This window comes from Yoonia sp. SS1-5 (genome assembly GCF_038443705.2).
Lineage (GTDB): Bacteria > Pseudomonadota > Alphaproteobacteria > Rhodobacterales > Rhodobacteraceae > Yoonia > Yoonia rhodophyticola.
In genome coordinates, this window is sequence record NZ_CP151767.2 from 155,679 (window position 1) to 175,968 (window position 20,290).

The window sequence follows — 20,290 nt, forward strand, 5'->3', positions numbered from 1 at the left end:
AGTTCCGACGAGAGCTAACTTTGTCCGCTCCACTGCCGTTGACCCAAGTCTTGGTGTAGGACCGGTCTGGGCAAGAAATGTTTGACGTTTGGGCCAATAATGCCCGGCAGGGTCCCCGTTAGGAGTCAGAAAATCCGTGGTATTGAGTCAAAGGCGGGCGACGTCCCACCCTATTTATCGCCGTCCAAGCTCCCAAACCGCGAATTCTGCGGCCCGCTTGTTCCGCAGCTTGGCCTCGGCCGCGGGCGATAATGTCAGTTCCATTTTCGGCGACACATTCTTTTGCTTTAACGTAATCACTATGTCCAACCTGTCTTGCAGGTAGCTGATGACCTTGTCCCATTGCTCGTACTGAAACAGATGTTCGGCGCCCAATTCACCATCGTTGATCCGCAGGAACTTGTTCTGTGATCCCACATTGGCGAAAGGGGCCGGGGACCCCTTGCAGTATTCCAGGACAAATTCGTCGAAACTGACATTGCGCGTGCTGTTTTCATGGCCAATCAGGTCATCGCGGGTTCGGTACCGATACCAGCTGCCCAGCCAGTCAATAGGGTTGCGCACGATCGCCATCAGCTCGGGCGTCTGTCCGCCCGCCTGCACAAAAAACGGCCGCAGGAATCGCTTGTAGCGATAACACGGTGCGTGCTTGAGATGCGGTGGATCGCGAAGCACCATCGACGCGCGCGGGGCCAGCGCGCCCTCGAGCGCGGTTGACCCGGTCTTGGGGACCGCAAGGAGAACCAGATTTTCCTTCCAGAAAACAAGCATTTGGTCGGCGTCCTTCGTTCAGGCTGTACTCATTGTTACGGCATAAACCAAAACTTAACCACTATGATCCGAAGGTGAACATGGAAAATTTTAGTTGCAATGTTCTCTTTTTGATCTCATGTAAGGTGAGAACACAAGAAGAACAAAGCAGTGATTGCCGCCCGGAATGGCGCGTGAAATAAGGACAGGAAACATGGCAACGGCAGAACTCCTCAAAATGACTGACAAGAAGACAGCGGATAAAGAAAAAGCGCTGGAAAGCGCGTTGGCGCAGATTGAGCGGCAGTTCGGCAAGGGCTCTATCATGAAGCTCGGTGGCGAAAACAAGATGGCCGATATCGAGGCGACATCAACCGGCTCTCTGGGGCTTGATATCGCTTTGGGGATCGGCGGCTTGCCCAAGGGTCGTGTGATCGAGATTTACGGGCCTGAATCGTCCGGTAAGACAACCCTGACACTGCACGCCATTGCCGAGGAACAGAAAAAAGGTGGCGTTTGCGCCTTTGTGGATGCCGAACATGCCCTTGATCCGACCTATGCCAAAAAGCTGGGCGTCAACCTGGATGAATTGCTGATTTCGCAGCCCGATACAGGTGAACAGGCGCTTGAGATTGTCGATACGCTGGTGCGCTCCGGTGCGGTGAATATGGTCATTGTTGATTCCGTGGCCGCTCTGACCCCGAAATCCGAACTCGAAGGTGATATGGGCGATAGCAGCGTGGGTGTGCATGCCCGTTTGATGTCACAGGCCATGCGCAAATTGACCGGGTCTATCAACCGGTCCGGCTGCATGGTGATCTTTATCAATCAGATCCGGATGAAGATCGGCGTGATGTTTGGCTCGCCCGAGACGACAACAGGTGGTAACGCGCTGAAATTCTATGCCTCTGTCCGTCTGGATATTCGCCGGATCGGGGCGATCAAGGACCGGGACGAGGTTGTGGGCAACGCCACCCGCGTCAAGGTCGTCAAGAACAAGGTGGCCCCGCCGTTCAAGCAGGTTGAATTCGACATCATGTATGGCGAAGGTATTTCCAAGACGGGGGAATTGCTGGATCTGGGCGTCAAGGCGGGCGTTGTTGAAAAATCTGGTGCCTGGTTCAGCTATGGTGACGAGCGTATCGGTCAGGGTCGCGAAAACTCTAAACTGTTCTTGAAGGAAAACCCGAGCATCGCGCTGGAGATTGAAGACAAGATCAGGGCGGCACATGGGCTGGATTTTGATCTGCCCGAAGGTGGCGCCGGCGACGATGACGATCTGGTCGAAGTCTAAGCCAGCGGCCTTGCCGTAAAATATCAGGGGCGTCGCAATAGCGGCGCCTTTTGTCGTTGGGCCATCCCGAATTTCACGTCATGCTTGGGTTTTGGGGCGGAATGCATGCGCGCTGTGGACAGTCCTTGGGCGCGGGGCTATTTCTGCCACTTAACGCCCGCATCATTGAAAGCTTGCCATGACATCCCTTGCCGAGATCCGATCCACATTCCTGAACTACTTTGGCAAGCAGGACCACGAGGTTGTCGCCTCCAGCACGCTTGTTCCACGCAACGACCCGACGCTGATGTTCACCAACTCGGGCATGGTGCAGTTCAAGAACCTTTTCACCGGGGTCGAGACCCGGGACTACAGCCGCGCCACGACAAGCCAGAAATGCGTGCGTGCCGGCGGCAAACACAATGATCTGGACAATGTGGGTATGACCGCCCGGCACCTGACATTCTTCGAGATGCTGGGGAATTTCAGCTTTGGCGACTACTTCAAGGAACAGGCCATTCCCTATGCCTGGGAAATGGTCACCAAGGAACTTGATATTCCCAAGGAAAAGCTGCTGGTCACCGTCTATCACACAGATGACGAGGCGGCAGAGCTTTGGAAAAAGGTCGCAGGCCTGCCGGATGACCGGATCATTCGCATTGCAACGGATGACAATTTCTGGCGGATGGGCCCAACCGGGCCATGTGGCCCCTCGACCGAAATCTTCTTTGATCATGGCGATCATATCTGGGGTGGACCACCTGGATCGCCAGAGGAGGATGGTGACCGGTTTATCGAAATCTGGAACCTCGTGTTCATGCAGAACGAACAGTTCGAGGATGGCACGCTTAAGGAACTGCCCAAGCAATCCATTGATACCGGCATGGGGCTCGAGCGGATCTCATCACTGTTGCAGGGCACAAATAACGTTTTCGAAACCGATCTGATGATGGCACTGGTCGAGGCATCAGCAGACGCGACCTCAACCGGCACTGGCGACAATATCCTTGTGCATCACCGGGTGATTGCCGATCACCTACGCTCGACCTCGTTTTTGATCGCCGAAGGTGTACTGCCATCGAATGAAGGGCGTGGCTATGTCCTGCGCCGGATCATGCGGCGCGCGATGCGCCATGCGCATCTGCTGGGTGCCAAAGACCCTGTTATGCACCGGCTGGTGCCTGCATTGGTCCGGCAGATGGGCGCGGCTTATCCCGAACTGGGCCAAGGCCAGCGCCTGATCGAAGAGACATTGCTGAACGAGGAAGTGCGGTTCAAGCAGACCCTCGATCGGGGCCTGAAACTGCTTGATGATGAATTGGATGGCTTGGCCGACGGGGCCGCATTGCCGGGTGAGGCGGCTTTCAAACTCTATGACACATACGGGTTTCCGCTGGATCTGACCCAGGACGCCTTGCGCGAAAAGGGCCGCGCCGTTGATGTCGCGGGCTTTGACGCGGCCATGGCTGAACAAAAGGCAAAGGCCCGTGCGGCATGGTCCGGCACCGGGGCGGCCGCTGATGCCGCGATTTGGTTTGATCTGGCCGATACCCACGGTGCCACTGATTTTCTGGGCTATGATACGCTGGATGCAGAAGGCCAGATACTGGCGCTTGTCGTGGATGGCGCTGCCACCGACACTGCGGACGGCGCCGTGCAGATTGTGCTGAACCAGTCGCCATTCTACGCCGAATCTGGCGGTCAAGTCGGTGATGCGGGCTTGATCAAGACAGAAACCGGCACGGCCCGGGTAACCGATACCAAGAAAGTGGCGGGTGTCTTTATCCATATGGCTGAACTGACCGAGGGCAGCCTTAGCAAGGGGCAGGGCGCCGAACTGTCAGTCGATCCACAAAGACGCGGACATATTCAGGCCAACCATTCGGCCACGCATTTGCTGAACGAGGCGCTGCGCGCCGTGCTGGGTGATCACATTGCCCAACGCGGGTCACTGAATGCGCCGGACCGGTTGCGCTTTGATTTCAGCCATAACAAGGCGCTCAGCCTTGATGAACTGAACAAGGTTGAACGGGACGTCAACGCGCTGATCCGGCAGAACGGCCGGGTTGAGACGCGGATCATGACGCCCGATGATGCACGCGCGATGGGCGCGCAGGCGCTCTTTGGCGAGAAATATGGCGATGAAGTCCGGGTCGTGTCCATGGGGACGCAGGCGGGGTCGGGCAAGGGAACGGACGGCAACACCTATTCGCTGGAATTATGTGGCGGCACCCATGTGGGTCAGCTGGGCGAGATTGGGGCTTTTGTCACCCTTGGCGACAGCGCCTCCAGCGCCGGTGTGCGCCGGATCGAAGCCCTGACAGGGCAGGCGGCCCTCGATTATCTGCGCGAACAGGATCACCGGCTTGCGCAAGCGGCCCTGGCTCTGAAGGCTCCGGCCAGCGATCTGGCTGACCGGATCAAGGCCCTGCTGGATGAACGCAAATCTCTTAGCAATGAGGTTGCACAATTGCGCCGCGAGTTGGCAATGGGCGGCACGGGGGGCGCTGACGGCCCGACCCAGGACGACGTCAATGGTATCTGTTTCATGGGGCAGGTGATGCAGGGTGTGTCTGGCAAGGACCTGCCCACGCTTGTCGATCAGTTCAAAGAGCGGGTCGGCAGCGGCGTTGTGCTGCTGATCGCCGATACAGGCGGCAAGGCCGCAGTGGCCGCTGGCGTGACGGCTGATCTGGTGGACAAGGTCTCGGCTGTTGATGTGCTGCGTGCGGCCACCCCGGAACTGGGCGGCAAAGGTGGCGGGGGTCGCCCTGACATGGCGCAGGGTGGCGGTGCGTCGGCCGAAAATGCAGATGCAGCCATCGCCGCGGCCAGAAAACTGTTGGAGGATTTGTGATGAGCGCACTTTGGATCGCCCATGTCACCGTGACGGATGAGGCTGCTTACGGCGAATACGCCAAACGCGCCACCATTGCGATTGCCGATCATGGGGGCGTTTTTCTGGCCCGGGGGGGTGCTTATGAACAGCTTGAAGGGCCCGACCGCCCGCGCAATGTCGTGGCCCGCTTCCCCAGCTTGCAGGCCGCGCATGATTGTTACTATTCAACGGCTTACCAAGAGGCGTTGAGCTTTGCCAAAGGCGCCAGCCAGCGCGAGTTGAGTATTGTAGAAGAGATCGCCTAATTTTCGGCGGTTTTATATTTTAGTTTGGGTAGATCTAAAACGTATTGGAACATGGATGCCGATTATTATTCTTATTCTGAGCACCCTTGGCGCTGCGATCTGGTGGTGGGTGCGATCAAACCCGCGTGACGCCCTGGACATTGCCGGTGATACGGTCACGACGGTGAAGAATGCGCCCAGGCGTCTTGCCTTTCGGCGTCAGACAAATATCCATCCCGTTGACTCAATTGATGATCCCGAAGTTGCCGTCGGGACCATGGCCATGGCATTTCTGGGGCTCGATGATCTTCCAACAAAAGACCAATATGACCGCCTGCATGTCCTGTTGCGGTCAAAACTGCGGTGTAGCGAGGATGATGCAAAAGAGATTCAGGTCTATGGTCGTTGGGTTATTCAGCAATGTGGCGGCGAGCTGGAAGCGTTCAATCGTGTTGCGCGTCGGTTGAAAAAGTTAAACGGTGCAGATCACCTGGACATCGCACAGGATATCTTCGGAGGTCTTGCCGAAGACCGTTTGTCTGAACGCCAAAAAGATGCCGTCACTGACATGATGCGCATTTTTCCAAACAACTAATTTTTCTATTCAGAATAACAAAAGGCCGCCAAAATTGGGCTGCCTTTTTTTGTTTACGCCGAGCGCGCCTGACGTTTGCGTTCATGCGGGTCCAGATAGCGCTTGCGCAGGCGGATTGCGTTCGGCGTGACCTCGACCAGTTCATCATCGTCAATATAGGCAATCGCCTGCTCCAGCGACATCGTGACGGGCGTGGTCAGACGCACGGCTTCGTCTGTGCCCGAGGCCCGCACATTGGTCAGCTTTTTGCCTTTGAGGGGGTTCACCTCAAGATCATTTTCGCGGCTGTGCTCGCCGATGATCATCCCGGTATAGACAGCCTCTTGCGCGCCGATAAACATCTTGCCGCGATCTTCCAGGTTCCACAGCGCAAAAGCGACAGAGCTTCCGTTTTCCATCGAAATCAGAACGCCCTGACGTCGCCCGTCAATCTTGCCCTTATAGGCCGTTGTGCCATGAAACAGGCGGTTCAACACGCCGGAACCGCGGGTATCGGTCAGGAATTCGCCGTGATAGCCGATCAATCCGCGCGACGGGACATGGGCAATGATCCGGGTTTTGCCGGCGCCGGCGGGCTTCATCTCGACCAGGTCGCCCTTGCGCGGGCCGGTCAGTTTTTCGACCACAACACCGGTATATTCGTCATCCACGTCAATGGTGACCTCTTCGACGGGCTCCATGCGCTGGCCGTCGTCTTCGGTGAAAATCACCTGCGGGCGCGAAATCGAAAGTTCGAAACCTTCGCGGCGCATATTTTCGATTAGAACACCCATCTGCAATTCGCCGCGGCCGGACACCTCAAACGCGTCGCCGCCGGGTGTGTCGGCAATCTTGATCGCCACGTTGACCTCGGCCTCTTTCATCAGACGGTCGCGGATGACGCGTGACTGCACCTTTTTCCCGTCGCGGCCAGCAAGCGGGCTGTCATTGATCCCGAACGTGACTGTAATCGTGGGGGGGTCAATCGGTTGGGCTGGGATGGGGGCGTCGATACCGACGTCGCATAGGGTGTCGGCAACGGTTGCCTTGGTCATGCCCGCAATCGTAACGATATCGCCAGCCTCTGCCACGTCGATGGGTTGCTGCGACAAACCGCGGAAGGCGAGGATCTTGGACACCCGGAATTGCTCGATCTTTTCGCCGGTGCGCGACAGCGCCTTGACCGTTTCACCGGCTTTCAGCGTGCCGGCCTCGACGCGGCCGGTCAGAATGCGGCCGATAAACGGATCGGCCGACAATGTTGTGGCCAGCATCTGAAACGGTTCATCCTTGCGGGTGATCTGGGCAGGGGTCGGCACGTGATCAACAATCAGATCAAACAGGGCATCAAGATCCTTGCGGGGCCCATCCAGCGTGGCATCACACCAGCCGGCCCGGCCAGAGGCATACATGGACGGGAAATCAAGCTGTTCATCGCTGGCTTCCAGTGCTGCGAATAGATCAAATACCTCGTCAATGGCCCGGTCAGGCTCTCCATCGGGTTTGTCGACCTTGTTGACCACGACGATAGGGCGCAGACCAAGCGCCAGCGCCTTGGATGTCACGAATTTCGTTTGCGGCATCGGCCCTTCGGCCGCATCAACCAAAAGAACCACGCCATCAACCATGGACAGGATCCGCTCAACCTCGCCGCCGAAATCGGCGTGACCGGGCGTGTCGACAATGTTGATCCGCGTGCCTTTCCATTCGACCGAAGTACATTTGGCCAGAATGGTGATGCCGCGTTCGCGTTCGATGTCATTGCTGTCCATCGCCCGTTCCGATACGGCCTCGTTTTCGCGAAATACGCCGGACTGCTTGAGAAGCTCGTCAACGAGTGTTGTTTTGCCATGGTCGACGTGCGCGATGATCGCGATATTGCGGATGTCCATTCGGATGCCTTTGATCAGGATTTGCCGGGCGGATAGCGTGGGACGCCCCCAATTGCCAGCCCTTTATCACCATGCGCGGCGAACGCTTTGCATTTAGATCAAATTGATACGATTCAGTTGGTTTTTGCGTCACTCAGCTTAACGGAATGCAGCGGTTTTTTCGCTAGCGTCCAGAACGGTAACTGGACGATGGGGCAACTGATGCGGGTTTGGTGGGTCTTTGTGGTTGTGGCGCTGGCAGGCTGCATGAGTGGTGGCGGGCCGGAGGCGAGCCGCCTGATCCTTGCCCCTGCAACGACGGGTCCGCAGGCCAACGGGCTTGCTTACGGCACGTCGGGGCAGGCGCTGCAGGCCGCTGAAGGGATCACCATATCGGCGCTTGCGGCCGGTTTCTCGGACCAGTCAGCGCCGGTGATCAACACGCAACCCATCACCTTTGATGCCGGGTTCTTTGATACCGCGCCCGCCGCGCAGGGCGCCCGTGTGCGTCTGTTTGGGCAGGATGTGGTGATCGAAAATGGACAGGGCCGGTTGGCCAATGGGCAGATCGTCCGAATTTTCTACGATCCCACCCGCGCCGGAACCTATGCAGGCGTTGTTCAATTGGCGAGCTATGCGGCCCTGACGAACCCCGCGCCAAGTGATCCCATCAACGGCGAGGTGCATAGCGTCATCGGCTTCATGACCGACCCGCAAGTGATGGATGCGCGCATTTCCGGCAACGTGACCTATCAGGGCGATTTTACCGCGACCGGTATCGCGATGCGTGACGGGGTCGCAGTGGGCGATCCCACCGGGACAGAGCTGGACGGCAGTGCGACATTCACCGTGGAATTCGGGCAGGACTATATCGCGGGGACGATTACCGGCACCTATCAGGCCGATGATCAAGCGGTTGACGTCGGGCTTGAAATGGTCCCGACCGCCTTTCTGGACAATAACTTTGGGGGCGCGCTGACATGCGGTGCGACGCCCGCCTGCACTGGCGAGGGTCGGGTCGATGGGGCGTTTTATGGCCCGCAGGGTCAGGAAATCGGGGCGGTTGTCGCGGTTGATGTGGAACAGGATGTTGCAGACCGCACATATGAGTTCAGCGGCGTGGGCAGTTTTGTGATCGGTCCAAAGGGGCCTTAGCCGCGCTGCCTGAAACAAAAAAGGCCACCCCGTTGGGTGGCCTTTGTGATGATATCACGCTGTGCGATTACATGGCCGCGTTGAGGTTTTCGTCGATCTTTTCAAGGAAACCTTCGGTCGTCAGCCATTTCTGATCCGGGCCAACCAACAGGGCCAGATCCTTGGTCATGTGACCGCTTTCAACAGTATCGACGATCACCTTTTCCAGCGTGTTGGCGAATTTCGCCAGCTGGTCGTTGCTGTCCAGCTTGGCGCGGTGCTTCAGCCCGCCCGTCCAGGCAAAGATCGATGCGATCGAGTTGGTGGATGTCGCCTGACCAGCCTGATGCTGGCGGTAGTGGCGGGTGACGGTGCCGTGGGCGGCTTCGGCCTCGACGATTTTCCCATCCGGTGTCATCAATTGCGAGGTCATCAGCCCCAGCGAACCAAAGCCCTGCGCAACCGTGTCGGACTGCACGTCGCCATCGTAGTTCTTACAGGCCCAGACAAACTTGCCCGACCACTTCATCGCGGCGGCAACCATATCGTCGATCAGGCGATGCTCGTATGTGATGCTGGCGGCTTCGAACTTCTCGGCAAATTCCTCGTCATAGACTTTCTGGAACAGATCCTTGAAACGGCCGTCATAGGCTTTCAGGATCGTGTTTTTCGTCGACAGATAGACCGGCCAGCCAAGGTTCAGGCCGTAATTCATCGACGCGCGGGCGAAATCAATGATGGACTGATCGAGGTTATACATGCCCATGGCCACACCGGCGGCAGGGGATTTGAAGACCTCGTGTTCGATGACTTTGCCGTCGTCGCCAACGAATTTCATCGTCAGCGTGCCGGGGCCGGGCATCAGGAAATCTGTGGCCTTGTATTGGTCACCAAAGGCGTGGCGACCGATGACAATCGGATCGGTCCAGCCGGGGACAAGGCGCGGAACGTTGGAACAAATGATCGGGGCACGGAAGACAACGCCGCCCAGAATATTGCGGATCGTGCCATTTGGCGACCGCCACATCTTTTTCAGGCCGAATTCTTCAACCCGCTGTTCATCCGGCGTGATTGTGGCGCATTTGACGCCGACACCGATTTCCTTGATCTTTTCTGCCGCATCAATGGTGATCTGGTCGTTGGTTTCGTCCCGCACTTCCATGCCCAGATCGTAATAGAGCAGATCGACATCCAGATAAGGCAGGATCAGTTTCTTTTTGATAAAGTCCCAGATAATCCGGGTCATTTCATCACCGTCGAGCTCGACGATGGGGTTCTCTACCTTGATCTTGGACATGCGTCCCTCCGCAATTTTAGGATTCTGCCGCCCCAATAGCGCAATTCGTTGCCATGGAAAAGGTGGTATGCATTCGTATACCGCAAATGCATTTTGGTAGGCCCGGCAGGACTTGAACCCGCAACCAAAGCGTTATGAGCGCTCTGCTCTAACCAATTGAGCTACAGGCCCTTTCCATGCACCGGGTTAGCAGACCGGCCGCAGGCGTCAAGTTCTGACAAACAAAACTGTAGGAATGCGCCGCCGAACGGGTATCATTCCCGAACATCACAAGGGGAGTTTCATGAGATACCTGTTTTTGTCCGTCATCTGCGGATTTAGCGCGCAAATCGCGGTCGCCGGGACCGCGCCAATGCCGACCATGCCCGAAGTATCACAATCGTCTGATCTGGAAGGCGGATTGATCCTGCTGGCGCTGGTGGGCGTTGTGATCGCCACCAGCAAACTGGGTGGGCTTGCCACCCGAAATGCGAATGTTCTGGAAATCTCGGGGGATGATGCGGATCAGACCTCGGGCTATTGAGGGAATTGACCTGCAGCTGAACTTGATCGGTTGAGCAACGGGCGAGCAGCCATCACGGGGGGAATGCGACCGGGCTGCCCGCCCGTTTGCCTTGAAAACCAGAAAATTGCCGAGGAGAGCGCGCCTTCTGATGTCTGATTATTGACCGCAAACTTCTTAAAGGACCCTTAAAACGGCCAATATAATTTGTCGTTTGTTGGCTGGGTCGTTGCACCCTTCAAAACCTTGGTTTATCGCACACCAAACAAGTGATGCCGGGGTGGACGCAATGACAAAGAATGGCCTGACATATGCCGATGCCGGTGTTGATATCGACGCAGGCAACACATTGGTCGAGCGGATCAAACCGGCGGCAAAACGCACCGCACGCCCCGGCGTGATGGCCGGGCTGGGTGGTTTTGGCGCCCTGTTTGACCTCAAGGATGCCGGCTATGTCGATCCGGTACTGGTTGCTGCCACGGATGGTGTGGGAACGAAATTGCGGATCGCCATTGATACCGGCGTTGTTGACGGTATTGGCGTCGATCTGGTTGCGATGTGTGTGAATGATCTGGTCTGCCAAGGGGCAGAGCCACTGTTTTTCCTTGATTATTTTGCGACCGGAAAACTGGACCTGGATCAGGCAACAACCATTATCGAGGGGATCGCGGCCGGATGCGCCGCATCGGGCTGTGCCTTGATCGGTGGCGAAACCGCCGAAATGCCCGGCATGTATGACGCGGGTGATTTCGATCTTGCCGGTTTCGCAGTGGGTGCCATGGAACGCGGTGCCACCTTGCCCGCAGACGTGACCGAAGGTGATGTGCTGCTGGGGCTGGCATCGGACGGTGTGCATTCAAACGGATATTCGCTTGTGCGCAAGATCGTCGATCTTTCCGGTCTGACATGGGATGATCCCGCACCGTTTGCCGAGACGTCATTGGGCGCTGCATTGCTTGCGCCGACCCGGCTCTACGTCAAACCCGCGCTGGCTGCGATCAAAGGGGGCGGCGTGCATGCGCTGGCCCATATCACCGGCGGCGGCATCACCGAGAATGTGCCACGGGTTCTGCCTGACGGGTTGAGCGCGCAAATTGACCTTGGCGCATGGGTCGTGCCGCCTGTCTTCCGGTGGTTGGCCGAAACCGGCGGCATGCAAGAGGCGGAACTGCTAAAGACCTTCAATGCCGGCGTCGGCATGATCCTTGCTGTCAGCGCAGCGCAGGCGGATGCAATCACCACATTGCTGCAGGCACAGGGCGAGACGGTGTATCGTCTGGGCGACGTGGTTGCGGGCGAAGGGGTCACCTATCGCGGGGCACTTTTGTGACCAAACGGGTTGCGATCCTGATATCGGGCGGGGGGTCGAATATGGTCTCGCTGGTGCAGGACATGACCGGTGATCATCCGGCCCGGCCTGTCTTGGTCTGCGCCAATAACCCCGATGCAGGTGGGCTAGCCAAGGCACGCCAATTGCATATTCCGACATTTGCGGTTGATCACAAAAGCTATGGCAAGGACAGGCAGGGATTTGAGGCCGCATTGCAGGCTGCGTTGCAAAAGGCCCGGCCGGATATCATCTGCCTTGCAGGTTTCATGCGTATTCTGAGCGCGGAATTCGTGGCCGCATGGGAAGGGCGGATGTTGAATATTCACCCCTCGCTTTTGCCGAAATACAAGGGCCTGAACACCCATGCCCGCGCGCTTGAGGCCGGTGACGCGGTACATGGCTGCACCGTGCATGAGGTCACCGCCGACCTTGATGATGGTCCGATCCTTGGGCAGGCGCGGCTGCCGGTCCGGCCCGACGACACGGCCGCAAGCCTTGCCGCCCGCTTGCTGCCACTGGAACACCAGTTGTACCCGCAGGTCCTGCGCCGCTTTGCGGCAGGGGATCGCAGACAAGTCACACTCGGCGCTTAACGTGTGGGCGTTCTTTTCAAGCTAGGCCGGATCGCCTATGACTTGCAGGGGCGTGGGTGAGGGCCCTGAACGAGTGACGGAACAAGAATGAAGAAGATCACCACGACTGATGCCCTGGCCGCATTTTGTGCAGAGGCCGCAAAACGCCCCTATGTCACTGTCGATACAGAGTTTTTGCGCGAGCGGACCTATTATTCCAAGCTGTGTCTGGTCCAGCTGGCCTATCAGGATGATGCCGGCGCCGATGCCGTGCTGGTCGATCCGCTTGCCGACGATCTGTCACTTGATCCGCTCTACGACCTCTTTCGTGATGCTGGCGTGGTCAAGGTGTTTCACGCCGCCCGTCAGGATCTGGAAATCTTTTTTGTCGATGCGGGTGTTATTCCTGCCCCGTTATTTGACACACAGGTTGCGGCCATGGTCTGCGGCTTTGGCGAGCAGGTGGGCTACGAAACCCTGGTACGCAAGATCGCCAAGGCCGATCTGGACAAGTCATCCCGGTTTACCGATTGGTCGCGCCGCCCACTGACCGACGCGCAGGCGAAATATGCGCTGGCCGATGTCACCCATCTGCGCGACATCTACGAATACCTGTCAAACCGGCTGGACAAGTCGGGCCGCAAGAAATGGGTGTCGGAGGAAATGGCCGTGCTGAAAGACCCGGCCACCTATCAGGCCAACCCGGATGATGCCTGGCTGCGGGTCAAGACCCGGACGCAGTCGGGGCGTTTTCTTGCTATCGTGCGTGAATTGGCCCGGTTTCGGGAAACCTATGCGCAGGCACGCAATGTGCCCCGCAACCGTGTCTACAAGGATGATGCTTTGGTTGAACTGGCCTCAACCAAGCCGCAGAACGAACAGGATCTGGGACGCTCGCGCCTGCTTTTGCGCGAGGCGCGCAAGGGTGACATCGCCCAAGGTATCCTGGATGCGATCAAGGCGGGCCTCGCCGTCAGCCCTGACGATCTGCCCAAACCCGACCGGTCCCGCGTTAAGCTGCAGGTGAACCCCGCGCTGGCTGATATGTTGCGTGTTTTGCTGAAGGCCAAAACAGATGATGCCGGTGTGGCGCAAAAGCTGATCGCCTCATCCGCTGATCTGGATGCGCTGGCCGCAGGCGAACGGGACGTTGCCGCCCTTAAGGGATGGCGGCGCGAGGTGTTCGGCAATGACGCCATGTTGCTGTGCGATGGTCAGGTTGGTTTGGCCGTGAAGGGCCAAAAGGTCGTCACTGTCGCGCTTTGATCTGGACGCCGGGGCATCTGCCACCTACATCCAGACCAACGGACAAAAGGCAGCACGATGGCAAACCCCGACTTTGAAGAGCTGGTCGAAACCTTCGAATTCCTCGACGATTGGGAAGACCGGTATCGGCATGTCATTGATATGGGCAAGGCGATGGACCCGCTTGAAGAGGCGCTGCGCGTCCCGGCCACAAAGGTGGATGGCTGTGCCAGTCAGGTCTGGCTTGTGCCGCAGATCACGGATGGGCGGTTCCATTTTCGGGGCGAAAGTGACGCCATGATCGTGCGTGGGCTGATTGCGGTGTTGCAAACGCTATACAATGATCAACCTGTTGCAGAGATTAACAAAATCGACGCGCCTGCTGAACTTGGCCGGTTGGGATTGAACGATCACCTGTCTGCGCAGCGGTCCAACGGGCTGCGCGCGATGGTCGAGCGGATCCGTCAGACAGCAGCGGCCTGATAGCGGCCAATCGGGGGATTACAGCGCGGTCAGCGCGGTTTGCAGATCGCCATAGCCGGTGAACCGCCGCTCAAACGACAGGCCCAGCCGATCCGCACAATCGCGTGCCTTGGCGGTCAGGGCGGTATCATCGGTCTGGGCCTGATAGACAAGCCTGTCGTAGTTCCCGAAATACATGTCCCGCAGTTCGGGATGTCGGCCAAGGCCCAAAGGCTCCCAGACAAAGGCATCAAACTGGCGCACCAGAAAATCCGTGAGGTAAAAGGCCGTCATTTCATCACGGGCCGCAAAGACGTCATTGCCTTCAAAGAATGAATAGCAATGCGGCCCTTCCAGCATTTTGACACCGAGTTCCGCACAGGCCGTTTCCAACAACCCGCCCGTGCCGCAATCGGCGTAGACCACGAAGATCGCATCGTATTTGCCGCGATATTTCTGCACCTCAGTGCGCAGGGCAGGGACGATCCGTTCGGGGTGATTGTGAAAAATCGCAGGCAGGCATTGCAGATCAAGATGGGTCAGGTTGTTGGCCTGTTTGATCGCGATGATTTCACGCGCCAATGCACCACAGGCCAGCAACAGAATCTGGCCCTCGCCCGACGGCGGCAGCCCGGTTGCGACAAGTGTTGCGTCATCCATCCCGGGGTGTCTGGCGTTTGCGGACAACCAGCGCGATGGTCAGGGCCACGATGCTCAGGATCGGCAGCCCAATGCCCGAACCGCCCCCAAACAGAACGACAAGCCATATCGTCGCCGCCGCAGCGGCAATCACCACAAGGATCAGGGATAGAAATGTGTTCAGCGGCATCGGATGTCTCCTCTCCCGATCACAGATGGGGGCGCAGTCAGGCCGCGCCAACCCCCTGATTATGTTTTCGCGCAATCAGTGTCTTGGCCGTTTCAACCGCGACAGCAGCGTCACGACAATAGGCATCAGCGCCGATGGCCTTGCCAAATTCCTCGTTCAGGGGCGCACCCCCGACCAGAACGATGTAGTCGTCGCGAATGCCCTTTTCGACCATCGTGTCGATCACGACCTTCATATAGGGCATTGTCGTCGTCAGGAGGGCCGACATGCCCAGGATATCGGGCTGTTCGGCTTCGCAGGCTTCAAGATAGCTTTCGACCGCATTGTTGATGCCCAGATCGACAACTTCGAACCCGGCACCTTCCATCATCATGGAGACAAGATTCTTGCCGATATCGTGAATATCGCCCTTGACTGTGCCGATCACCATCTTGCCCATACGCGGCGCGCCGGTGGCGATCAGCAAAGGCTTGAGGATGGACATGCCGCCTTTCATCGCATTCGCGGCGAGCAGCACTTCGGGGACAAACAGAATACCGTCGCGGAAGTCATGCCCGACAATTGTCATGCCGCCGACAAGCGCCTCGGTCAGGATGCGATAGGGTTCCCATCCCCGCTCTAGCAGGATGTTCACACCCTCTTCGATTTCTTCCTTCATACCATCATAAAGGTCATCGAACATCTGCGCGACGAGGTCCTCGTCATTCAGTTCGGACAGGATGATGTCGTCTTCTTCGTCTGACATGCGGAACCTCTTGAAATTCTTCCTTGGTTATTACTGCGCGGGAACGGGTTTGCCTACCTGTAGAATAGCGACATTCGCAGAAACGTGACCGACCTGCCATTGTGTATGTTCTTTATTTGTTCTAATATTTGGTATGGCGACAGAACGGGTCCAAAAATCGCATGCAACCCCGGGGCGAGCGGCGGGGTCAAATCCTGATATCCGGTTTGATCGCTTGCGCGCCGAACGGATTGATGACGGATGGACGCCCGAGGCGGAATTGCCGGTGCTGCGCACCGAAGTCAGCGAGGAACAGGCAAGGCGTGTGATCACGCGCAACACCTCCCCTGATTTGTCCTTTGATCGCTCCATCAACCCTTATCGCGGCTGCGAACATGGCTGCATCTATTGTTTTGCCCGTCCCAGCCACGCGTTTCTGGGCCTGTCGCCGGGGCTTGATTTCGAAACCAAGCTGATTGCCCGACCGAATGCGGCGGCCCGGTTGCGCGCCGAATTGTCCAATCCCCGATACACCCCCCGGACCATTGCGATCGGCACCAATACCGATCCCTACCAGCCGATTGAGAAAGAGCGCCAAATCATGCGATCCGTTCTGGAGGTGCTGCGCGATTTCAATCATCCCGTTGCGATTGTCACCAAGGGTACGCTGATCGAAAGGGATGCCGATATCCTGTCGGAGATGGCTGCAAAAGGACTGATCCGCGTTGGCATTTCGGTCACGACGCTTGATCCCAAGACATCCCGCCTGATGGAACCCCGCGTGCCGCATCCAAAGGCCCGATTGCGCACGATCCGCAGGCTGACCGATGCGGGCGTCCCGATACGCGCAATGGTTTCGCCGGTTGTTCCGGCCCTGACAGATCACGAGTTGGAGGCGATCCTGACGGCCTGTCACCAGGCCGGGGCGGTGGCCGCATCCTCGATTGTGTTGCGATTGCCGCGCGAGGTGGCGCCATTGTTTCGCGACTGGTTGGCGGAACATTATCCCGACCGGGCTGCGCGTGTGATGGGGCGGGTACGGGAATTGCATGGCGGCAAGGATTACGATCCGGAATTTGGCAAGCGGATGGTCGGGCAGGGGGCCTGGGCATCAATGATCCAGCAACGGTTTGCGCTTGTGACGCGTAAGCTGGGGCTGGATCGCCGGTTGCCGCCGCTGCGGACCGACCTGTTTGCCCGACCGCCACAGCCCGGCGACCAGCTGAGCCTGATCTAGGCACGACGCCGGCGACCGCGCCGGGGTGATGCGGCAGGCCCAGCACCATCGGTGCCATCGGATGCGGATGAGAAACCACCCAATGCGGCCGCGATTGCATCCAGCGATGGGCGCGGGCCGGTGGGGCGGGTTTCCAGTGCGCTGCGCATGGCGCGCAGATGATCAGGGGTGGTCCCGCAGCAGCCGCCAATGATCCGGGCGCCGCAATCGCGCGCGATCACCGCGTAATCGGCCATCAGATCCGGGGTGCCGTCATAATGGATATGCCCGTCATGATACTTGGGGATGCCGGCGTTCCCCTTGGCGATCAACGGCAGCTTAGCCGCATCAAACCCCAGAACGGTGCGCAGCAGATCAGAGGCGCCGACCCCGCAATTGGCACCAAATGCGACAGGCTGATGTGGCAGCTTGCCGACAAGCTTGCACATATCGGCGGATGTGTGACCCATCATGGTGCGACCTGCGGTGTCGAAACTCATCGTGCCGCACCAGGGCATGTCCGCGAGGGCAAATGCCTCTGCGGCGGCTTTGAACTCTGCCGCGGCGCTGATCGTCTCAAGCCACAGGATATCGGCACCCCCGGCTTTCAACCCCTCGGCCTGTTCATGAAACATCTCGACGGCGGCTTCATGGGTCAGCGTCCCCATGGGGGCCATGATCTCGCCCGTTGGCCCGACAGAACCAGCAACGATGACAGGCCGACCCGCGCTGTCGGCCACATCGCGCCCGATTTCGGCGGCGGCCTTGTTCAGCTCGTGAACCCGCGTCTCAGCGCTGTGCAGTTTCAAGCGCGAGGCGTTTGCCCCAAAACTGTTGGTCAGGAAAATGTCGCTGCCTGCATCTGCGGCACCTTTATAAAGGGCGTGGATCTTGGCGGTCTCGTCCACATTCCAAAGCTCGGGCGCGTCACCGGACATTAGCCCCATGTTGAAAAGGTTGGTGCCGGTTGCACCATCCGCCAACAGCCAATCGCGCGTCTGCAATAACGTGGAGAGAGCGTTTTTCATCGGCCCCGGGCCCCTTTGTGGTGAATGCGTCTCGGTGTCATGTCCGGCGCGGCATTTCAAATGCATATCTTTCATAAGGATGATGCAGCCGATTTGCATTGGCCCGGTCAGCCTGCCCGCAAACGACAAACGCCGCCTTAATGCAAGGCGGCGTTGCGTGGTAATTGTGGTGTTTTGATCAGGCTTCGTCGATCAGCTGTGCTTTGGCTTCGCTGAGTTTTTCAACCATCTTGGCGCGGATGGTCGCCTCGTCCGCCTTTGTGCCCAGATCACCGGCTAGCTTGCGATAGACGTCTTCATCGCCCGCCTCTTCGAAATCGGCCTTGATCACTTCCTGCGCATAGGCGCTTGCGTCATCGCCGGATTTCCCCAGAAGCTCTGCCGCCCACAGGCCCAGCAGCTTGTTGCGCCGCGCCTCGGCCTTGAATTGCATTTCGGCATCGTGTGCGAACTTGTTTTCAAATGCATTTTCACGATCTTTGAACGAAGACATGATCCGGCCTCTTGGTTTGTTTGTCTGTTGTCCCTGATATGCCCTCGCAGGTGCTTGCCCGCAAGGGGGGCATGCACTATGACGCGCGCAACGCGCATCCCATGGCGGGCATGGCGCAATATTAAGGGGTGAGCATGGCACGCCGCAAAAAGATTTACGAGGGCAAGGCGAAAATCCTCTATGAAGGCCCCGAGCCGGGGACGCTTGTGCAATATTTCAAGGATGATGCCACCGCATTCAACGCCGAAAAGAAGGCTGTGATCGAAGGGAAGGGTGTGCTGAACAACCGGCTGTCCGAGTTCTTCATGACCGGCCTGACCCAGATCGGGATCCCCACGCATTTCATCAAGCGCCTGAATATGCGCGAGCAGTTGATCCGCCAGGTCGAGATTATTCCGCTTGAGGTGATCGTGCGCAACTTTGCGGCCGGCACCATGGCCAAGCGTCTGGGAATGGAAGAGGGCACAGCCCTGCCGCGACCGATTGTTGAATTCTCCTACAAGGACGACTCGCTGGGTGACCCGCTGGTGCCCGAGGAATATATCATCGCCTTTGGCTGGGCCTCGCAGCAGGATATGGATGACATTGTCAGCCTTGCCTTGCGGGTCAATGACTGGATGTCGGGCGTGATGTACGGTGTTGGTATCAAGTTGATCGACTTCAAGATTGAAATCGGCCGTGTGTGGGACAATGAGTTCCCGCGCCTGATGCTTGCCGATGAGATCAGCCCCGACAGCTGCCGCCTTTGGGATATCGAAACCGGCCAGAAGCTGGACAAGGATGTGTTCCGGCGTGATCTGGGCAATCTGACCGATGCCTATACCGAAGTGGCGAAACGCCTGGGCGTTATGCCGTCCAATGTGACCCACCGACCGAACAAACCCACATTGATCAACTAGACCGGGTCGCTTGTGGTGTTTTTTATCTCGATGACGAAAGGGAAGTGCCAATGAAGGCCCGCGTGCATGTGATGTTGAAAAACGGGGTTCTGGACCCGCAGGGCGAGGCCGTAAGGCATGCCTTGGGCAATCTTGGTTTCGACGGCGTTGAAGGGGTCCGGCAGGGCAAGGTGATTGAACTGGATCTTGCCGATGGCACGTCCGAGGCGACGATTACCGATATGTGTGAAAAGCTGTTGGCCAATACCGTGATCGAAAGCTACCGGGTCGAGGTGCTCTGAATGCGTGCTGCAGTCATTGTTTTTCCCGGATCAAACTGTGATCGCGACATGGCGGTGGCCCTGAAAGCGGCCGGTGCGCAGGTTGATATGGTCTGGCACAAGGATGCGGATTTGCCTGATGGCTGCGACTTGGTCGCGGTTCCGGGTGGCTTTTCCTTTGGCGATTACCTGCGGTGCGGGGCGATTGCGGCCCGGTCGCCGATTTGCCGGGCCGTAAGACGTCACGCCGAACGGGGCGGCTATGTTCTGGGCGTGTGCAACGGGTTTCAGGTCTTGACCGAAACAGGGCTGCTGCCAGGTGCATTGATGCGCAATGCGGCGTTGAAGTTCGTCTGCAAGACCGTTGATTTAAAAGTAGAAACATCGAACAGCCCATTTACCCAAGGCTACAATGCCGGGGACAGCGTTGGTTTTCCTGTGGCGCATCACGATGGCAATTACACCGTCGATCCTGACCAACTGGCGGCATTGGAAGGGGATGCGCGGATCGCGTTCCGCTATTCAAGCAATCCAAACGGGTCTGTCGCGGATATTGCCGGTGTTCTGTCCGAGAACCGGCGTGTTCTAGGCATGATGCCGCACCCTGAACGGGCAGTGGATGCCGGGCATGGTGGCACAGACGGGCAGGCGCTTTTCCGCGGGCTTGTGGGGCAGCTGCAAAAGGCCTGATGACGCGCCTTGCTGCGG

At 58.0% G+C, this 20,290-nt stretch carries 22 protein-coding genes and 1 tRNA gene; 14 read left to right on the forward strand and 9 right to left on the reverse strand.

Annotation, left to right across the window (positions count from 1 at the left end):
- Positions 1–174: 174 nt before the first annotated feature.
- On the reverse strand, positions 175–771 hold the full coding sequence (locus tag AABB31_RS02335) for a gamma-glutamyl kinase (protein ID WP_342076023.1): 597 nt from the start codon (positions 769–771) through the stop codon (positions 175–177).
- 193 nt (positions 772–964) lie between these two features.
- On the opposite strand from AABB31_RS02335, the gene recA reads away from it, so the two are divergent.
- The 4 genes from recA to AABB31_RS02355 all read left to right on the forward strand — a co-directional run bounded on the left by recA (position 965) and on the right by AABB31_RS02355 (position 5,741).
- Complete coding sequence (gene recA, locus AABB31_RS02340; RefSeq protein ID WP_342076022.1) at positions 965–2,044, forward strand: recombinase RecA; 1,080 nt, start codon at positions 965–967, stop codon at positions 2,042–2,044.
- 178 nt (positions 2,045–2,222) lie between these two features.
- Positions 2,223–4,880: an alanine--tRNA ligase gene (alaS, locus tag AABB31_RS02345; RefSeq protein WP_373635365.1), complete on the forward strand. Its 2,658-nt coding sequence runs from the start codon at positions 2,223–2,225 to the stop codon at positions 4,878–4,880.
- Positions 4,880–5,167 (forward strand): DUF1330 domain-containing protein, encoded by a 288-nt coding sequence (locus AABB31_RS02350; protein ID WP_373635367.1) that lies wholly within the window; start codon positions 4,880–4,882, stop codon positions 5,165–5,167. Before alaS ends, AABB31_RS02350 begins: the two co-directional genes overlap by 1 nt.
- Before the next feature lie 55 nt (positions 5,168–5,222).
- Complete coding sequence (locus tag AABB31_RS02355) at positions 5,223–5,741, forward strand: hypothetical protein (protein ID WP_373635369.1); 519 nt, start codon at positions 5,223–5,225, stop codon at positions 5,739–5,741.
- 53 nt (positions 5,742–5,794) lie between these two features.
- Here the strand turns inward: AABB31_RS02355 and typA are convergent, their stop codons facing one another.
- Entirely contained in the window at positions 5,795–7,612 is a 1,818-nt protein-coding gene (typA, locus tag AABB31_RS02360; RefSeq protein ID WP_373635371.1) for a translational GTPase TypA, read from the reverse strand.
- A 201-nt stretch (positions 7,613–7,813) separates the two neighbouring features.
- Between typA and AABB31_RS02365 the strand changes: the two genes are divergently transcribed.
- Positions 7,814–8,746 carry a transferrin-binding protein-like solute binding protein gene (locus AABB31_RS02365; RefSeq protein ID WP_342076019.1) on the forward strand — a complete coding sequence of 311 codons (933 nt, stop codon included), beginning with the start codon at positions 7,814–7,816 and terminating at the stop codon, positions 8,744–8,746.
- A gap of 67 nt (positions 8,747–8,813) precedes the next feature.
- On the opposite strand, the gene AABB31_RS02370 is transcribed toward AABB31_RS02365, so the two are convergent.
- Complete coding sequence (locus AABB31_RS02370) at positions 8,814–10,022, reverse strand: NADP-dependent isocitrate dehydrogenase (RefSeq protein ID WP_342076018.1); 1,209 nt, start codon at positions 10,020–10,022, stop codon at positions 8,814–8,816.
- Between the two features lie 94 nt (positions 10,023–10,116).
- Positions 10,117–10,193: transfer RNA gene (locus tag AABB31_RS02375), tRNA-Ile, on the reverse strand.
- A 112-nt stretch (positions 10,194–10,305) separates the two neighbouring features.
- Between AABB31_RS02375 and AABB31_RS02380 the strand changes: the two genes are divergently transcribed.
- The 5 genes from AABB31_RS02380 (at position 10,306) to AABB31_RS02400 (ending at position 14,154) form a co-directional block, all read left to right on the forward strand.
- Positions 10,306–10,545, forward strand: a complete 240-nt coding sequence (locus AABB31_RS02380) for a hypothetical protein (protein ID WP_342076017.1) — start codon at positions 10,306–10,308, stop codon at positions 10,543–10,545.
- A gap of 268 nt (positions 10,546–10,813) precedes the next feature.
- Positions 10,814–11,854, forward strand: coding sequence for a phosphoribosylformylglycinamidine cyclo-ligase (gene purM, locus AABB31_RS02385; protein WP_342076016.1), 1,041 nt, complete (start codon positions 10,814–10,816; stop codon positions 11,852–11,854).
- Positions 11,851–12,447, forward strand: coding sequence for a phosphoribosylglycinamide formyltransferase (gene purN, locus AABB31_RS02390; protein WP_342076015.1), 597 nt, complete (start codon positions 11,851–11,853; stop codon positions 12,445–12,447). Before purM ends, purN begins: the two co-directional genes overlap by 4 nt.
- Before the next feature lie 87 nt (positions 12,448–12,534).
- The gene (gene rnd / locus AABB31_RS02395) at positions 12,535–13,692 is read left to right on the forward strand and encodes a ribonuclease D (protein ID WP_342076014.1); all 1,158 of its coding nucleotides are present in this window, start codon (positions 12,535–12,537) and stop codon (positions 13,690–13,692) included.
- Positions 13,693–13,749: 57 nt separating this feature from the next.
- Positions 13,750–14,154 carry a SufE family protein gene (locus tag AABB31_RS02400; protein WP_373635373.1) on the forward strand — a complete coding sequence of 135 codons (405 nt, stop codon included), beginning with the start codon at positions 13,750–13,752 and terminating at the stop codon, positions 14,152–14,154.
- Positions 14,155–14,172: 18 nt separating this feature from the next.
- Here the strand turns inward: AABB31_RS02400 and AABB31_RS02405 are convergent, their stop codons facing one another.
- From AABB31_RS02405 to AABB31_RS02415, 3 genes are read right to left on the reverse strand one after another with little or no spacing between them, the layout of a single operon-like run.
- Positions 14,173–14,793 (reverse strand): DUF1638 domain-containing protein, encoded by a 621-nt coding sequence (locus AABB31_RS02405; protein ID WP_342076013.1) that lies wholly within the window; start codon positions 14,791–14,793, stop codon positions 14,173–14,175.
- Positions 14,786–14,962, reverse strand: coding sequence for a hypothetical protein (locus AABB31_RS02410; RefSeq protein ID WP_342076012.1), 177 nt, complete (start codon positions 14,960–14,962; stop codon positions 14,786–14,788). Before AABB31_RS02410 ends, AABB31_RS02405 begins: the two co-directional genes overlap by 8 nt.
- A gap of 37 nt (positions 14,963–14,999) precedes the next feature.
- A complete protein-coding gene (locus AABB31_RS02415) occupies positions 15,000–15,707 on the reverse strand; it encodes a B12-binding domain-containing protein (protein WP_342076011.1) in 708 nt (235 codons plus the stop codon).
- Positions 15,708–15,840: 133 nt separating this feature from the next.
- Here AABB31_RS02415 and AABB31_RS02420 point away from each other — a divergent pair, with 133 nt between their 5' ends.
- The gene (locus AABB31_RS02420) at positions 15,841–16,923 is read left to right on the forward strand and encodes a PA0069 family radical SAM protein (RefSeq protein ID WP_373635375.1); all 1,083 of its coding nucleotides are present in this window, start codon (positions 15,841–15,843) and stop codon (positions 16,921–16,923) included.
- Here the strand turns inward: AABB31_RS02420 and bmt are convergent.
- Entirely contained in the window at positions 16,920–17,930 is a 1,011-nt protein-coding gene (bmt, locus tag AABB31_RS02425; RefSeq protein ID WP_373635376.1) for a betaine--homocysteine S-methyltransferase, read from the reverse strand. The two genes, AABB31_RS02420 and bmt, sit on opposite strands and share 4 nt — an antisense overlap.
- 178 nt (positions 17,931–18,108) lie before the next feature.
- Entirely contained in the window at positions 18,109–18,423 is a 315-nt protein-coding gene (locus AABB31_RS02430; RefSeq protein WP_342076009.1) for a DUF1476 domain-containing protein, read from the reverse strand.
- Between the two features lie 134 nt (positions 18,424–18,557).
- Between AABB31_RS02430 and purC the strand changes: the two genes are divergently transcribed.
- The 3 genes from purC to purQ are packed head-to-tail and all read left to right on the forward strand — an operon-like array spanning position 18,558 to position 20,272.
- Positions 18,558–19,322 carry a phosphoribosylaminoimidazolesuccinocarboxamide synthase gene (gene purC / locus AABB31_RS02435; protein ID WP_342076008.1) on the forward strand — a complete coding sequence of 255 codons (765 nt, stop codon included), beginning with the start codon at positions 18,558–18,560 and terminating at the stop codon, positions 19,320–19,322.
- A gap of 50 nt (positions 19,323–19,372) precedes the next feature.
- Positions 19,373–19,603, forward strand: coding sequence for a phosphoribosylformylglycinamidine synthase subunit PurS (purS, locus tag AABB31_RS02440; protein ID WP_342076007.1), 231 nt, complete (start codon positions 19,373–19,375; stop codon positions 19,601–19,603).
- The gene (gene purQ / locus AABB31_RS02445) at positions 19,604–20,272 is read left to right on the forward strand and encodes a phosphoribosylformylglycinamidine synthase subunit PurQ (RefSeq protein ID WP_342076006.1); all 669 of its coding nucleotides are present in this window, start codon (positions 19,604–19,606) and stop codon (positions 20,270–20,272) included.
- Positions 20,273–20,290 lie beyond the last annotated feature (18 nt).